This window comes from Bacillus sp. FSL K6-2865 (genome assembly GCF_040311405.1).
Taxonomy (GTDB): Bacteria; Bacillota; Bacilli; order Bacillales; family Bacillaceae; genus Bacillus; species Bacillus velezensis.
In genome coordinates this window covers 217,377-236,119 of record NZ_CP152036.1, presented here as the reverse complement: position 1 = coordinate 236,119, position 18,743 = coordinate 217,377, and the positions used below count along the sequence as shown (strand labels likewise).

Sequence of the window (18,743 nt, the reverse complement as noted above, 5' to 3'; positions counted from 1 at the left end):
TGCCTGATTTGCCTTACATTCTGCCGATCAGCAAAATGTAAGGCAGAACCGGCCGCTTTATATTGAATTGTCTGCTTTGTCTGCTGTAATCACTTGAATCAAATTCATGTAGTTATAAAATAAATCTTTCATTTTGTGCTCATTTAGTTTCTGATGGTTATATATAAAAACGATTTCTGCTTCGGATGGCTTTTCATGAACTGCAAAAACCAGATCATATAATTCTGAGTACTCTTTTTTTGATTCATTACTAATATAAAAAAGAGGAAAAACATCTTGGGCCGAACTTGATTTCTTATAGTGAGTATTCAAATCGTATTGATCTGAATCCTCTTGATTCTCAATCTGCTCCTTCGCCATACGAATAATATCGTGAAAATTCTCGATATCAGACAGATCAAAAGACAGCTGACTCATCCGATCATCTCCATGACCCGAAAATTGGATATGAACCAAGTTTTGCTGGCTGACATCAGCTAATAAAAATACATAACCCGCTAATAAAACATGAGAAATATCATATTTGTAGGTATTGCATATTGTTTTTAAACCATCATAATAATTCGCATTTACCGCATATTCGTGCATGGCTGTATGACTTTGTCCAGTTGATTCCGAGATGTATTCAAGCGGTAAAGTAATAGGAATGATTTCTTTTTCCAAGGACACTGCTATCTCCGCAAAGGCTATAGCTGATTCTATATATTCGGACAATCTGTAAATAGTCGGATATGCAAACAAGTCAGCAATTTGAATTTGTTTTGGATACAGCTTCTGAAGCTCATTATAAACTGCAACGATTTTGATTGAATTACCGCCTGCTTCAAAGAAGTTATCATGTATTCCAAGCTCTTCTATTTTTAAAACATCGGTCCAAACACGGCTGATACTTTTTTGTACATCCGTTACCGCTTCCTCAAAAGGCCGGTCAAAACCTGTTCTATCTATCACAGGTTCAGGCAGTGCCAGGACATTTATTTTTCCGTTTGCTGTCAGCGGAATTTGGTCAATTTTCATAAAGATCTGCGGAATCATATACTCAGGAAGCACAGGTGATAATAATTTAATAAATTCTGAAGGATATACAGTGCTTTCTGCCACATAATACAGAACTAAATCTTGGACTCCTGCGGAATTTGTTTTTCCGGCAGCTACACATTCCTTAACTTTTTCGTGTTGGTTTACTATGCTTTCAATCTCTCCCAATTCTATCCGATACCCTCTGATCTTTACCTGATTGTCCATTCTTCCGATAACGTCCAGTTCACCATTAGGCAGCCACCTTGCTAAATCTCCTGTCTTATACATCTTGGTTCCTTTAACAAACGGATTGTCTACAAACTTTTGCGCAGTCAAATCTTCTTTTCCTAAATATCCTCTGGCCATTCCGGCTCCAGCAATGCATAATTCGCCAGTACTGCCGAGCGGTACAGTGTTTCCATCATGATCTACAATATATATCTGTGTATTCGCAATCGGCTTGCCTATATTTACACTATTTTCATTGGTTAAGTCTTTCACAGAAGACCAAATCGTCGTCTCAGTCGGACCGTACATATTATAGATCTTCAGATTTTTATATTTTTTTAGTTCAAATAACAATTCCCGTTGAAATACCTCGCCCCCAACCATGATGGTCTTCAATTTCTGAAGGCTCTCCGTGCTGTTTTCTGCACTTAGCATCAGCTTTAATCTGGATGGCGTAAGCTGAATAGTATTGACATCAGTCTCAACAACGATCTTGTTTAACAAGTACGGATCTCTTTGTTCCGCTTCACCGGCTATGACAACTTTCAGCCCTTGAGTTAAAGGCAGCAGCGACTCTAATCCGAATATGTCAAATGAACACGTGGTGACCGAAAGAAGGACATTGTCTTGTGAAAAGCTGACCCTGTCTGTTATTCCCTTGATAAAGTTATGAACGGCACGGTGCTCTACGGCGACCCCTTTCGGTTTTCCGGTTGATCCCGACGTATAAATGACATATGCTAAATCTTCGGCCCTGTTAATAACATCAATGTTCGTCTCCAAGTGATGTAATAAATCCTCTGAATCTATGTTAAATACAGTTCCGCTGTACGTTAATTCATTTGGAAGTCCTTCCTCAGTTAACAGCAGGCCGCTTTTACTGTCTTTCAGCATATAATTGATCCTGTCTGCCGGATAATCTGGATCAAGCGGTAAGTAACATCCCCCTGCCTTTAGTATTCCTAATATTCCTATAATCAATCGGAAAGACCTTCTTACCAAAATAGGAACCACAACATTCTCTTTGATGCCGTTTTCCCTGAGGGCTCGTGCCAATTGATTTGCCTTATTATTCAGCTCCTTATAGGTCAGGAAGTCTCCGTTCCATTCCAGAGCGATTGCATCAGGTGTCCTTACAGCTTGCTCTTCGAAAAGCTCTTGTAACGTCTTTTCTTTCTTATATGATAATTCCGTGCAGTTGAATTCTTTCACCAGCTTTTGTTTCTCTGTCTCATTTACCATATCGATCTGAGAAACCATTACTTCATGATCAGCCGCTGCCTGCTGTAAAACGCTAACCAGGTTATCCAAGATTGAACTTACCGTTTCTTTACTGTAAACACTGGCGTTATATGTGATTTTCATATGCAATTCGTCACCGGGAGCAATTAAAAGCTCTAAATCATAGTTGGTTTGTTCAAACCCATGTTCAGCAGTTATTTTCACACTCGAATGGGCTGAATCTTGGAAAAGATCCTCATTCAACGGGTAATTTTCATACACGACTACGTGATTGATTAATTTATTCTTCATACTTGTCAAAGACTGTATGTCTGCCAGAGAACAATAACTGTATTCGTTCGCTTCAATAAAGTCTTTATTTATTTGTTTAGCCAATGAAATAAATGATGTATCACATTCTCTTTTCACTCTGATTGGCACTGCATTTATAAATAAGCCGACCATATTTTCAATTCCGTTTATCTCACTCGGTCTGCCTGAAACAATGGAACCAAATACCACATCATTTGTATTGTTATATTTCTGCAGCAATATCCCCCATGCTGTTTGAACGATAGAATTTAATGTAATGCTGTTTGACTCAGCGATTTTTTTCAGCTTAGCGGCGGTTTCACCGTTAAGCGCTCCCAGTTTTTGATCATGCTGATACTCGTCAGATTTCAATTCCAGTTCCGGAAATGAGATCTCTTGTTCATATGCAGAAAGGTATTCCTTCCAATATTCAAATGCACGGTCCTTGTCCTGCTGATCAAGCCATTCAAGATAACGACTGTACGGTACAGGTGTTTCTTGAAGGAGTTTTTTCCCTTCAGCCACGTCACCGTATAGATCCATAAGCTCTTTTAACAGAATACCGACACTCCAGCCATCCAAAATAATGTGGTGGAAACTGTATATGACTTTAAATTTATTTCTTCCCAGCTTGATCACCGATACTCTGATCAGACAATCTTTGTTCAGATCAAACGGAGTATTCCTGTCTCTCACCTTGAATTGCCCTACAAAGGCATCCTTCTTCTGCTCCTCCCATTGGCTGATATCATGATATTGAATGTTTAGTTTTCTTTCTTTTAAAATGGCTTGTTTAAATACACGGAAACCGTTATAGAAAAATGACGTTCTTAATATTTCATATTTATCAATCAGTCTGTTTAATGCGTCACTGAGAACTTCTGTATTCAGATTTCCTTCAACTGTTATTTCACTTTGTTCGAAATAAGCGCTAGATTGATGGTCAATCACAGCGTTATACAGCATGCCTTCCTGCATCGGTGAAAGAGAATGAATTTTTTCTACTTCAGCACCGCTTGCAAGAATTTGATTTAACTCCTCTATTTGAAGATCGGGATCCCCATAATCCCATGGGGTTTTCTCAGATATTTTCTTATTCACACAATGTTCTATGATCTGATTTATTTTCAATTGATAGGCTTTCGTAAATTGCTCAATCGTCTCTCGTTTATATTGGTTTGCACTGTAATTGAACGAAAACATCAGCCTGCCATCCATGATATATCCATTTATTTCTATACTATGTGTCTTTTTATTTCTTCCAGATATGCTCGTTCCGGCGGACAAAGGTGATATTTGAAATAGGTTGCTGCGATCTTCTTGGCCAAATTCACCCAAGTAGTTAAAACTGATATCAGGTTTTAATTGAAGGTGAACCGAGTCCGACAAATATCTGAGTATTCCGTAACCAATCCCGTTTTGGGGGATATGTCTAAGCATTTCCTTTGTATACTTAATGGAGCTTGATAAACTATTACTTTCTGTCATATCGAGAACAATTGGGTATATTGTCGTAAACCAGCCTATTGTGCGATGGACCGGAATTTTTATAACACTTTCACGGCCGTGCCCTTCAAGATTCACAAGGATCTTCTCGTTGCCGGTCCACTCTTTGGCTGCAAGTCCCAGTGAGCAAAGCAATATATCATTAATTTGTGTATGATATGCTGCATTTGTATTTCTTAAAAGTGTTTTTGTTTGATCCTCTGTTAATTCAATTTTAATTTCTTTACTATCTTCATAAGAGCAGCTTTCGGCAATGAAATCCTTTGGAAGAGGTTCAATAATAGCCGTTTCTATGGTCTCCCAGTACCCAGCTTCCTTTTGAAGAGCCTTGCTGTTTGCATATTCTTTCAATTGACGCGCCCATTCTTTGAACGATGCTGTTTTAGTTTCCAGCTCCACCTTGTTCCCATTAACTGTTTGAAGATAAGCTGTTTCAAAATCTTCCAATAGGATTCTCCAAGATACTCCGTCAATGATCATATGATGAATGGTTAATAGAAGATGATCTCCGTTTTTGGTTTTAAATACCGCCAGTTTTATTAAAATCCCCTTTTCCAAGCTCAATTCGTTCTGCATACGGTCAGCCAGTGATTCAATTGCCATGGCTGGATCTTCTGTTTGTGTCATATCAAATACGTCTAAAGTAAATGTTTCTTTTGCCTGTTTAATGCCCCTATTCCATTGCTTAATTTCACCGTTTTCCTTTTTAAACTGCATCCTGAGGGCATCATGATGCCTCACCAGTTCCAAAAAGGCCGTTTCGATTGCTTTTTCTTCTATGCCGGACTTTTTGTAAAGCATAAAGGCTTGGTTATAGTGGTTTTCTTGTTCAAATCTCTGTTCTATAAACCATTTTTGAATCGGTGTCAGATCAACGTCTCCTTCTACAATCGACTGATCTGCTTGTATATCAGCTGATTTTACGTGAGCACTCAAGTCTTTTATGTGCGGATATTTCATTAAATCTCTGACTTCAAGTTTTAAGCCGTATTTTTGGAGTTCGGAAACTACTAAAATGGATTTAATTGAGTCTCCGCCGATCTCGTAATAGTTATAGTTAATCCCGATTGATTTCATCCCCAGAACTTTCTCCCATACGCATGCGAGAATTTGTTCCTTTTTATTTCGCGGTGCTTCATATGCAGACTCCAATACATCCGCAATATCTATAATCGGCAATGATTTCGTATCTATTTTTCCGTTTGAGCTTAACGGCATTTTTTCAATCTGGAAGATATAACTTGGCACCATAAATAACGGTAATTCTTTAGACAGATTTTCTTTTAAAGCATAAACATCTATTTTTTTGTCGGAAGTAACATAACCGCAGAGATATTTATCCCCATGTTGGTCATCTCTCGCTACAACAACAGCCTCTCTTATGTGACTCATTTTCAGAAGCCGGTTTTCTATTTCTCCCGTTTCAATACGATACCCTCTGATTTTGACTTGATCATCAATTCTTCCTAAATAATCAATTGTCCCGTCCGGCATCCATTTTGCCATATCCCCTGTTCTGTATAACTTAGCCCCGGGTTCAAAGGGGTTATCTACAAATTTTTCTGACGTCAAGCCCGCTTTATTTTTATATCCGTCCGCAAGCCCTTCTCCGCTGACACAAAGTTCCCCGGCTGCCCCTAAAGGAAGTAATTCCAATTGTTTTCCTAATATATAAAGCTTAGTATTATCCGCAGGTTTGCCTATTGATACTGCATTGCCATTGTCTCTTTCAATATGATATTGATGAATCATACACCCGACTGTAGCCTCTGTCGGGCCGTATTCATTGTAGATTCTGACATGACCGTTAAATGCACCGTGTATCTTTTTTGCAAGCCCGGTTTTCAGCTCTTCCCCGCCGACGATTATTTTTTTTATCTTTGACGTACTTAAATCTACATTCTCCAGCAATCTCAAATGCGTCGGCGTTAGCTTAATAATATCCGCTTTATTTTCTTCTATAATTCTTCTGATCAGAAGAGCCTTGTCCGGTCCCTCATAAATAATAATTTTATTTCCTGAAATAAGCGGTGTATAAATTGAAGTAACCGTTAAGTCAAAAGAAATAGAAGAATACAGAGGAAAATCAATATCTTCATCATTTACATATATCTTATTTGCCCAATGAATATAATTTACCACGCCTTTATGTTTTACCATGACGCCCTTCGGCAGCCCTGTAGTCCCTGAAGTATAAATCATGTAGGCAAGGTCTTCCGGGCAACTGACATTCGGCAGATTACTTCTGTTATGCATATATAGAGCAGGATCGCTTAATGATAAAATTTCTTTATTGAATGTAATACCACCTGACAATCCGTTTTGAATTAGGAGAATGTTTGCATCACTGTCTTTCAGCATGTAATTTACTCTTTCATCAGGATATTCAGGATCTATCGGCAAATACGCTCCCCCTGCTTTCAGCACCCCGATAATTCCGATGATCATCTCAAGAGATCTCTCTGTCATGATTCCGACAATGCTGTTTTCTCTAATTCCTTTTTGTCTCAAAAGATTAGCCAGGCTGTTTGATTTCTCGTTTAGTTCTTTATAGGTTAATAGCGTATCTTCTTGGACAGCCGCAATACGTTCAGGTGTTTTTTCTGCCTGCTCTTCAAATAATTGATGAATCGTTTTATTCCGCGGAAATTCAGCTGCCGTGTCATTGAATACATGGAGCAATGTGTGCTTCTCCTGTTCAGGAATCATATCCAGTTTCATTAAAGGTTGATCTAGGCCGGCAGCTGCACTTTGTAAAAGCTTCGTAAAATGGGTACCCATTCTCTCAGCTGTTTCTTTTACAAATAATTGACTGGAGTATTCCAAATGGAATTTGATTCCTTTATCAATTTCCGTCGCGGTTAGCGTTAAATCGAATTTTGAAATATTGATCTCGGTTTGAATATACTCTTCCGGATTTGGATCCAAGTGATTTTCAATACCGTAATCTGCATTTTCAAGTACAAACATGACATCAAACAGCGGGTTTCGGCTCGAATCTCTTTTTACCCCGAGTTTTTGAACAATATTTTCAAATTGGTAATCTGTATTCTCAAAATCTTTTAACGTATGATGTTTGACCTCTTCTAAAAACGCTCTGAATGTTTTATGTTCCTCAGGAAAATTTCTTATGGCGACGGTATTGACGAACATCCCCACCGTATTCTCCAGTTCGGTGTCTGACCTTCCGGACTCTGCTGTTCCGATGATCACATCCTGCTGACCGCTGTATTTTGAAAGCATGACATTATATACCGCCAGCAGCACCATGTACAAAGTTGTTCCTGTTTCTTTCGCCACCGACTTTAAGCTTGATGTTAACCTTTCATCGGCCGTAAAGCTGATTCGGCTTCCTTCAAAGCTTTTGACTCTCGGCCGCTCATAATCAGTCTGCAGATTGAGAATCGGCAGATCTCCGCTTAACCGCTTAAGCCAGTACTCCTCTTGTTCCTTTAACGCCTCTTTTGTTCCTGAGCTTACTTGCCATTCTGAATAATCTTTATATTGCAGCGGCGGCTGTTTTAGTCTATGACCCGCATACAGCGCATTGAATTCTTTGCGGATTATTCCAACCGATACACCGTCCGCAGCGATATGATGAACATCCAGCAGCAGCAGATTCCGGTCTTCATACGTTATGAGTCCGCCTCTGATTAACGGTGCTTTGTCCAAATGAAAGGGTCTGATAAACTGATTCACATATGGTCGTATCCCATCAGACGGCAGCTTCTGATAATCAAATTCGAGCTCCCATGTATCGTGAATAATCTGAACCACATCGCCGTTTACAACATCGAAACTTGTCCGTAACGCTTCGTGTCTGCCAATAATCTCTTGTAAAACTGATTCGGCTTTTTTTACATCTAATTTTCCATTTAGTTCGATCATAATCGGCAAGTTATAAACGATACTGTCTTTATCCGTCTCCCAAAGGGCAAACATTCTTTTCTGAGCAGATGATGCTTGATAATAAGACTGCTTCCTCGCTTTACTGATGACCGGATAATTCTGTTTATCCCGCTTTTGAATAAGACGGCTCAGCTGTTTAATGGTAGGCTGCTCAAAAAGCTCCTTCACCTTTATATCCGTGCCGAAAGTTTTTCTGATGCGGGAAATAGTGAACGCAGCTGTTAAAGAATGTCCGCCCAGTTCGAAGAAATCTTCATTTATACTGATCCGTTTATGCCCAAGCATTTCTTTCCAAATTTCAGCTAGTTTTTCTTCCGTTTCATTTGCCGGAGCTTCGTATTGAGGTACTGACAACCGTTGCAAGTCAGGAAGAGGCAGCTCTTTTCGATTGATTTTTCCGTTAGCTGTAAGAGGCAGCTCTTTCAGTTGTATTATGAAACTCGGAATCATATACTTCGGAAGAGCCTGTGCCAATTTCTCCTGTACGAACGAGCCTTCTATCTCAATGTCCCCAGTAATATATGCAGAAAGATATTTCTCCTCTATATAAACAACCGCCGCTTCTTTTATACCTTCCAGCTGTAATAGTTGGTTTTCGATCTCTCCGATTTCAACTCTAAAACCCCTGATTTTGATCTGGTTGTCAATCCGGCCTAAAAACTCTATATTTCCATCCGGCATCCATCTGCCAAGGTCTCCTGTTTTGTACATTTTTGTTCCGCGATGAAAAGGATTATCAATAAATTTTTTATTCGTTAATTCTTCATTATTGACATATCCCGATGCTAAACCTACCCCGCTGATACAAATCTCACCGGGTGCTCCCACAGGGACCAGTTGATCTGAACGGTCCACAATATAGATATTAATGCCGTGAATTGGTCTTCCTATTTTATTGTATATTTCACAGTTTTGAATATGATCTGGATCAATGCTATGTGCAATACAGCCAACAGTGCTTTCGGTCGGCCCGTAGTGGTTAATAAACTTCATCCATCTGCATTTTTCAGCGAGCTTTTTGACGTTGCCGATGTTTATGCTTTCGCCGCCCAGTATGATAACTTTTAAATCAGGACAAGACGCCAGCATGTCAACATCCTCCATCAATGTTGAAAATAAAGTGGGTGTCATTTTAAGATATGTAATACTATTTTTATAAATATATTCTATTAATGATAGAGAGTGAAGATACACTTCTTTATCAACAAAGTGGACTTGTCCGCCACCGGATAAAACTGGAAAGATGCTGGTATAGCATAAGTCAAAACTATATTTTGACGTCACTAACGACCTGCTGTCAGAATTTATGTTTATTTGATCACATACCCATAATGAATAATTAACTAATGATTTATTTTTCACCTTCACCCCCTTCGGTTTTCCCGAAGTACCCGAGGTATATATAACATATACCTCGTCCTCGAGATCATACTGAACATCAGGGTTTGATGTATTTCGGCTGGTATAAATCGATTTATCCGTAATATCCAAACATTCCGCCGCAATGTTTTTATCAGTTAAAAACCACAAATCTGTAATGAGGATATCAGCTTTGCTATCTTTTAAAATATGATTTATCCGACTGACCGGTGATTCATCATCAATAGGCAGAAACGCACTTCCGGTTTTTAAAATTCCCAGCATTCCAATCATTGAATATTCTGAAGGACGGATCATCATAGCCGTAATGCTGTTTTTTCCTGCCCCTTTTTCCATTAATAATGTTGCGACTTGATTTGCCTTTTCGTTTAGCTCTTTATAAGTGATATGCTTTCCTGCATAGACAGCCGCTGTTTGGTCAGGTGTCTTTTCCGCTCGTTCTTCAAAAAGGTCTTGTATCGTTTTATTCACCGTATAATTAGAGGACTGCTTATTAAACTCCTGGAGCATTCCGCGCTCTTCTTCATTTACAGCGCTGATGTCTTTCAGGACACGCGTAGGATCAGTTGCCACTTGCTTTAATACATGACAGAAATTAACACCTATACGATTAATGATATCTTCACGATAAACATTATTGTTATACGTCATCTCTGCTTTGATTTGGCTGCCTGGAATAATAACCAGCCCAAAGTCATAGTTCGTCTGTTCAAACACTTCCATATCTGTAATCCTTAAAGCATCAGTTGTATCATCGACCGCCTTGCCATAGTCATCAACAGGGTAATTTTCATAAACCAACATATGGTTGATCAGTTTCTCTTTCATCTTTGTAAGAGCTTGTATATCCGCTAAAGAACTGTAACCGTATGATGTATTCGCTTTGATAAAGTCACTGTTGAGCTTTTGGGCTAATGCTATAAATACCGTATCACCATCGCCTTTTACTCTCAGAGGAACCGCATTGATAAATAACCCCACCATTTTTTCTATGCCTTGCACTCTGCATTGTCTTCCGGAAATAACCGCACCAAACACAACATCATTCACGTTGTTATACTTCTGCAAAAGAACTCCCCATGCAGTCTGAATCAATGCACTTAAAGTAATGTGATATTGATCAGCTGCAGCTTTCAACATCGAAGTACATGTTTCATCAATAATGAATGTTTTCTTCCTATTTTTGAAACCACCCTCATCAGCAGAACTTTGGAATACCGGCTTGCTGCTCATATTCATTTAGATAATCCCCCCAATATTCTAATGCGGCACTTTTGTCCTGATTATCCAGCCATTCTAAGTAGGTGCTGTAAGGCTCGGTATGCTGAAGCACTGTCTCTCTTCCTTCTTTTAATGACGTATAAATAGTTTTTATATCATTCATTATTAAACTCATACACCAGCCATCCATAATAATATGGTGAAAACTGAACAGCAGTTTATATTCTTTCTCATCAGTTTTTAATACGGTTACTCTTATTAAGCAATCATTCGTCAAATCGAATCTCGTTCCCCTGTCTTTAAACTGAACATCTTTAAGCCGTACTTTCTTTTGATATTCCGAGAAAGTGCTGATATCTTCAAATTCAATTTTAACTTTTCTCTCTCTTAGAACAGCCTGTTTAAACTTACTTAGTCCTTCATGAAAAAAGCATGTTCTTAAAATTTCATACTTCTCGATCAGCATATTAAAAGCTGTATTTAATCTGCCAATATCAAGCTGACCGGATAAAGAAAATGTAAGCTGCTCAAAATAGGCTTGTGAAAACGGATCAAGCAATGCATGATAAAGCATCCCGCTCTGCATAGGAGTCAGGGAGTGGATTTTCTCTATCTCTTTTCCGCTTGATAAAATCAGCTCCAAATCTCCGATGGATAAATCCAGATCTCCATAGTCAAAGGGTGTTTTTTCAGGAATTTTTTTCATTCCGCAATGCTGAATAATATCGATTAACCGGTTTATATAGGATTCGGTTAATGTTTTAATTGTTTCTTCTTTAAACTCTTTCGTACTATAGTTAAATTCCAACTGCAGTTGACCGTCCATAATAAAGCTGTTGATTTCGATGGCATTCAATTTTTTATTAGATAAAGAAACACTTGTACCAGATGATATATCTGCATGCTGAAAAACAGCCCGCTTTTTTTGAGAGATTTCTCCCAGATAGTTAAACCCGATCTCGGGCTTTATCGTAAAACTGATGTCTTTTTTATGTTCCGGTGCCGTCAAGTATTTAATAATTCCGTAACCAATACCTTTATGAGGTATTCTTCTTAAATACTCTTTCGTATTTTTTATGCAATAAGGCAGATCATCACTGTGCTCCATATCCAACACGATCGGAAATAGTGAGGTGAACCAGCCGATGGTTCTTTCTATTGAAATGTTTTCTAATATGTTCTCTCTTCCGTGGCCTTCCAGACCGATTAAAACCTTGTCAAGTCCCGCCCATTCTTTTACTGCCATTCCCAGTGAACAAAGCAAGATGTCATTAATCTGTGTGTTATAAGCTGCATTTGTATTCCTCTGGAGCTTATCAGTTAACTGCTTTGTAAGACTGACAGTAATGGTGCGGCTTTCCTTAAATACACTGTCAGCTTTATTGAAATCTCTCGGAATTTCTTTAATCTTCATTTTTTCGATATTCTCCCAATACCGAAGTTCCTTTCTTATCTCACTTCCGTTTGCATATTCCGCCAATTTACGTGTCCATTCTTGAAAGGATGCCGTTTTCGGCGGAAGAACGGCCGGCTCTCCTTTTTGCAGATTGTTGTAGACCTGCTCCATATCTTCAAGCAGAATTCTCCAAGAGACTCCGTCAATCACCATATGATGTATAGCAATAAGTAGATAATCGCCCCTCATTGTTCGAAATAAACCAAGTTTCATTAAAAGCCCTTTTTCAAGATCCATTCCGCTTTGTAACTGATCGGCAAGTTTTTCTATTGTATTTTTGTAATCCGTATCAGCAAGCAGATCATATATGTCCAGAGTAAAAGTATCCCGGGCGGCTTGGACATCTCTGACTTCTTGTTTTATTTCGTCATTTTCGGCTGTATATATCAACCTCAAAGCATCATGATGCTTTACTAATAATTCAAATGTCTTTGCCAGAGCGTGTTCATTAATTTTTTCTTTCATTTGAAACATGAATGCCTGATTAAAGTGGTGAATGTCCGCAAAGTCATTCTCTATAAACCACTTTTGTATCGGTGCCAGTTCAGTTCTCCCGCTAACCGGGCTCTGATCTGTTTGAGCTTTATATAATTTCACGTGTTTACTGAGGTTTTTTATTTGCGGATACTGCAAAAGATCTTTTACCTCTAGACTGAGACTGTATTTTTGAAGCTTTGATACAATCAGTATAGATTTTATTGAGTCTCCGCCCAGCTCATAGTAATTATCATTAATACCAATATCATCAATTTTCAGAACTTCCGACCAAACATTTACCAGAATCTGTTCGACTTCGGAACGGGGTGCTTCAAGGTGCTCCTTTATATGTTTAGGCTCTTCTATTTCAGCAAGTGCTTTCCTGTCAATTTTCCCATTTGGTGTGAGAGGCAGCTGTTCAACCTGGATGATGACACCGGGAATCATATATTGCGGCAAAATGTCACCCAATTGCTCCCTCAAAGCTGCTCCGGATATTTTATATTCTGCGGTTACAAAAGCAGAAAGGTATTTGTCACCGTGAAGGTCGCACTTATCTATAACAACTGCTTCTTTTATCCCGCTTATTTTCAGAAGCTGGCTTTCTATTTCATCAGTTTCAATCCGGAAGCCTCTGATTTTGACTTGATTATCAATTCTCCCCAAAAATTCTATGTTTCCGTCAGGAAGCCACCTTGCCAAGTCTCCTGTTCGGTACATTTTAGTTCCGGACTCAAATGGATGATCAATAAACTTCTCACGCGTCATTTTCTCTTTATTGAGATATCCTCTTGCTAAGCTGTCACCCGACACACACAATTCTCCCGCTAAACCAATAGGCACAAGATTGTTGTTGTGATCAATTATGAAGGCTTTCAGATTTCTGATCGGCTTACCGATAGGAATGGTCTTTGCCATCGCCCTCTCAGCTTCTGAGTATCTCCACATTGTAGAGCAGATTGTCGTTTCAGTTGGACCGTAGGCATTAATATAGTCTATTTTATTCACGATCCGGTTCAAGGATTTTGTAGATATCTGAGAACCAGCAGTAATTAAGAGCCTTAAAGCTGATAATCCGTTTATATTTATATGGTTGATGTATACAGGCGGCAAAGTGGCTACAGTAATGTCATGCCGGTTAATATACTCTTCAAATAATGTATAATTATTGATGACTTGACTTGAAAGGATGTGTAGTTCCGCTCCGGTCAACAGTGCCATACTGATTTCCCACACTGATGCATCAAATGAAAAACTTGCAAATTGAATAATTTTATCCCGGTAATTGATATTCATATCATGTTCAAAGACACTTTTGAGATTACTGATTCCGATATGCCGGATCGTTACACCCTTTGGTTTTCCAGTCGTTCCAGAAGTATAAATGACATAAGCAAGATGTTCTGCGGAACTCATCATTGGCAGGTTATGCCGATCTCCGGAGTAAAGAGAACTATCTGTTAAATCAATAACCTTCCCCTCAAACAGGATATTATCAGCCTGACTATTCTGCACTAATAAAATGTCAGAACCGCTGTCTTCAATCATGTATTTGATTCTCTCAGAAGGATATCCCGGATCAATTGGCAAAAATGCGCCTCCCGCCTTCAGCACACCCAATATGCCTAACACCATCTCTAATGATTTGTCAGCAACAATACCTACTATTGACTCTTTTTTCACCCCCATTTTCATTAGTGTTCTCGCCAGACTATTTGATCTTTCGTTAAGTTCTTTATAAGTTACTTTATTATTTTCATACACTGCCGCTATTCTTTCCGGTGTCTTTTCCGCTTGTTCTTCAAACAATTGATGGATTGTCTTATTATGCGGGAAGTCGGCTGCTGTATCATTGAATACATAAAGCAGTTTATGTTTCTCATCATCCGTTATCATATTCAGTCTGCAGATTGCCGTGTCCGGTTCTGATACAACCTGTTGTAAAAGCCGGGTATAATGAGCACCCATTCTTTCGACTGTGTCTTTCCTGAATAAATGATTGCAATATTCCAATTGGAAGTTAACGCCTTTATCGGTTTCCATTGCAGTTAACGTTAAATCAAATCTTGATATATTGACCTCAGATACTAGTAAATTTGATTCTGCTGTCTCTTCATTTCCTCCGAATCCGTAATCCTTACTCTCAAAAGTAAACATGACATCAAACAGCGGGTTTCGGCTCGAATCTCTTTTTACCCCGAGTTTTTGAACAATATTTTCAAATTGGTAATCTGTATTCTCAAAATCTTTTAACGTATGATGTTTGACCTCTTCTAAAAACGCTCTGAATGTTTTATGTTCCTCAGGAAAATTTCTTATGGCGACGGTATTGACGAACATCCCCACCGTATTCTCCAGTTCGGTGTCTGACCTTCCGGACTCTGCTGTTCCGATGATCACATCCTGCTGACCGCTGTATTTTGAAAGCATGACATTATATACCGCCAGCAGCACCATGTACAAAGTTGTTCCTGTTTCTTTCGCCACCGACTTTAAGCTTGATGTTAACCTTTCATCGGCCGTAAAGCTGATTCGGCTTCCTTCAAAGCTTTTGACTCTCGGCCGCTCATAATCAGTCTGCAGATTGAGAATCGGCAGATCTCCGCTTAACCGCTTAAGCCAGTACTCCTCTTGTTCCTTTAACGCCTCTTTTGTTCCTGAGCTTACTTGCCATTCTGAATAATCTTTATATTGCAGCGGCGGCTGTTTTAGTCTATGACCCGCATACAGCGCATTGAATTCTTTGCGGATTATTCCAACCGATACACCGTCCGCAGCGATATGATGAACATCCAGCAGCAGCAGATTCCGGTCTTCATACGTTATGAGTCCGCCTCTGATTAACGGTGCTTTGTCCAAATGAAAGGGTCTGATAAACTGATTCACATATGGTCGTATCCCATCAGACGGCAGCTTCTGATAATCAAATTCGAGCTCCCATGTATCGTGAATAATCTGAACCACATCGCCGTTTACAACATCGAAACTTGTCCGTAACGCTTCGTGTCTGCCAATAATCTCTTGTAAAACTGATTCGGCTTTTTTTACATCTAATTTTCCATTTAGTTCGATCATAATCGGCAAGTTATAAACGATACTGTCTTTATCCGTCTCCCAAAGGGCAAACATTCTTTTCTGAGCAGATGATGCTTGATAATAAGACTGCTTCCTCGCTTTACTGATGACCGGATAATTCTGTTTATCCCGCTTTTGAATAAGACGGCTCAGCTGTTTAATGGTAGGCTGCTCAAAAAGCTCCTTCACCTTTATATCCGTGCCGAAAGTTTTTCTGATGCGGGAAATTAACATAGAAGCCTTTAGTGAATGACCGCCGGTTTCAAAGAAATTTTCATCTATACCGACGCGTTCCCTGCCAAGTACAGCTTCCCAAATCTCCGAAAGTTTTTTCTCCGTTTCATTTGTCGGCGCTTCATATTTTGTTTCGGACATTTGAGATATATCAGGTCTAGGAAGTGCCCGTCTGTCAATTTTCCCATTTACCGTCAAAGGCATGTTATCCATTTGTTTAAAGTACGATGGAATCATATATTCCGGAAGAAAGTCTCTCAGAAAGTGCTGCAATTCAATCTTTGCGATTTTATGATTTGAAGTGTAATAAGCACAGATATATAAATCTTCATCACCATTATGATTTACTGTTACTGCCGCTTCTTTAATTTCTGTATGATTGATCAATCGGGCTTCTATCTCCCCAAGCTCGATTCTAAAACCGCGGATTTTGACTTGCTCGTCCCGCCGTCCAATAAACTCCACATCGCCATTTTCTAAATAACGCACTAAGTCTCCTGTTTTATAAAGACGTGCTGAAGGATCATTATTGAAAGGGTGTGATATAAACCGTTCCTTCGTTAAATCAGGCCGTCGCCAATACTCACGCGCCAGCCCATCTCCGCCAATAAACAGCTCACCAGGAATTCCCGGCGCTACCGGTTTTAATTGCGAATCTAAAATGAATATTTCTGTACCAGAAATAGGCCTCCCTATAGGAAGCATACTGCCTTTCCAATCTTGAGGGACCGGGAAACAACAGGTAAAGGTCGTTCCCTCTGTCGGCCCATATCCGTTAATTACTTGTACCTTTCCAAGCGCTAATACTTTTTGAACATGCGGAACGGAAACCACATCTCCGCCTACTAATAATTGCTGAAGTCCTTTTAATGATTCTAACTGCTGATCAACTACTAGAGAAAATAAACCGGCCGTCAGCCAAAGAGTCGTAATGTTATATTTTTTCACAGCTTCTGCAATATCATCAGCCGTCGGTATTCCCGGAGGCATTATAGCCAGACATCCCCCATTCAATAAACAGCCCCAGATCTCGAAGGTAGAAGCGTCAAAAGCAGCAGAAGCTAATTGCAGAAACGTTTGATTCTCATCAAATACCGCATAATCAGTCTCCTTCACCAGCCGAATCACACCGCGGTTAACAATACTTACTCCTTTAGGCAGTCCCGTTGAGCCTGACGTATACATGACATAAGCCAGGTCATCCAAGGAACCTTTTATGCCAATATTAGATCCATCCATCTTTTCAATTTCTTCTTTCATACCATCCAAACAGATTATGCCGTCCCCGTGAGGCGGGAGTTGTGACTGAATGCTTTCGTTTGTAATCAGCAACTCTACACCTGAATCTTCGATTAAGAATGATAGTCTTTGCTTCGGATATTGAGGGTCTAACGGCACATAAGCACCGCCTGACTTTAATATTGCCAGAATACTAATATACAAATCAAAAGAGCGTTCTAAAGCAATTCCGACAAGGTCTCCCCGTTTTACTCCGCACTCCTGAAGATACCGTGCCAGCTGGTTCGCACGGTGATTAAGTTCTGCGTAACACATTGAAGAGTTTTCTAGTACCAAAGCAGTCTTATCCGAATATTCATCAGCCTGCTGCTCAAACACCTCCGAAATTGTTCCAATTTTCGAATAATTGTCTTCCCAGCCAAAGATTTTCTTTTGCTTATTTTTTTCTTTCAGGAATCTCATATCTTTCACTCTGATATTTTCAGGAGTTATCATAGCTTCAAGGATCATCTGAAATCGCAGTGACAAATCTTTTATCATATTTTGAGAATAGAGGCATTCGTTATAGCGTATGACTGTCTCTATGTATTGTTTCTGGTTCATAAACGAAAATAGGATATGAATAGCGGGATTTTCTTGATTAAGTATGTATTCTTGAATATTTTCAAGGACTATCATGACATCAAAAGGAAGGCCAGTCATTTTATCACTTGTTCGAGAATTATTTTGGGGGCTTTCCAATGCCTGTTCTACGGTGAATTCGACTTTATGTATGATCTCTTTTAATAGGTCTTCACCATGAACAGCATTTTTAAGAGTCAAAATTTCTTGCTCACAATCAATCGTTCTGTTCTTTTTGAAAACAGGAGTTTTGATTACAATATTTTGTCTTTCTGTATATTGATTTATTAACAAAGTCAGTGCCGCTGTTAATACGACATGCAGACGTTCATCCGATCCATTGCAGTATACATTCAGCTTATCGCTTAATTGCTGTGAAAATTTATATGTAAGATTTTTCATTCTTTTTTCTTTAGAAGGTTTACTTGCCACTAAAAAATGCTCTTCAGTTTTTAACTCACCAATACTGTCTTTATCTCCCTTTATACTTTTTGTCATAACAAAAACTCCTTCACTTGATATCAAAATTCAAATCATTCACTGAATTAAAACAGCAGAGGCTTTCGGTGGATTTTTATGTTAAACTGCATCACAGGCAATACCGCTCACCAATAATTGTCGTTGTAGTCTGACAGTTTATTTATCGGCAGCAAAAACCATTTTTTAATGATATAGACCCGTACAAACACTTTTTTTAAAAAAAGGATAATGAAGAAGAACTAGCCATCTTTAAGAAATATTATACAAATGTTTAAGAGTTGTCAATTAGGGGGGGGAAAAACACCTAAGCACATTAACCCAGTTTTTATTTTTCGTATTAACATAAAAAAAAACCGGGACAAAG

General features: G+C 39.0%; 2 protein-coding genes. Both read right to left on the bottom strand.

Translation table 11 applies throughout. The features are described 5' to 3' along the window. Window positions 1-57: 57 nt before the first annotated feature. Window positions 58-10,815 carry an amino acid adenylation domain-containing protein gene (locus tag NYE42_RS01240; protein ID WP_352426706.1) on the bottom strand — a complete coding sequence of 3,586 codons (10,758 nt, stop codon included), beginning with the start codon at window positions 10,813-10,815 and terminating at the stop codon, window positions 58-60. Beyond that, complete coding sequence (locus NYE42_RS01235) at window positions 10,775-18,397, bottom strand: amino acid adenylation domain-containing protein (protein WP_352426705.1); 7,623 nt, start codon at window positions 18,395-18,397, stop codon at window positions 10,775-10,777. The genes NYE42_RS01240 and NYE42_RS01235 overlap by 41 nt, the downstream gene beginning before the upstream one ends. Between the last annotated feature and the right edge of the window lie 346 nt (window positions 18,398-18,743).

Bases quoted from the DNA above. Each gene is read 5' to 3' on its own strand.
- NYE42_RS01240 (WP_352426706.1), bottom strand. From the start codon at position 10,815: ATGAATATGAGCAGCAAGCCGGTATTCCAAAGTTCTGCTGATGAGGGT.
- NYE42_RS01235 (WP_352426705.1), bottom strand. From the start codon at position 18,397: ATGACAAAAAGTATAAAGGGAGATAAAGACAGTATTGGTGAGTTAAAA.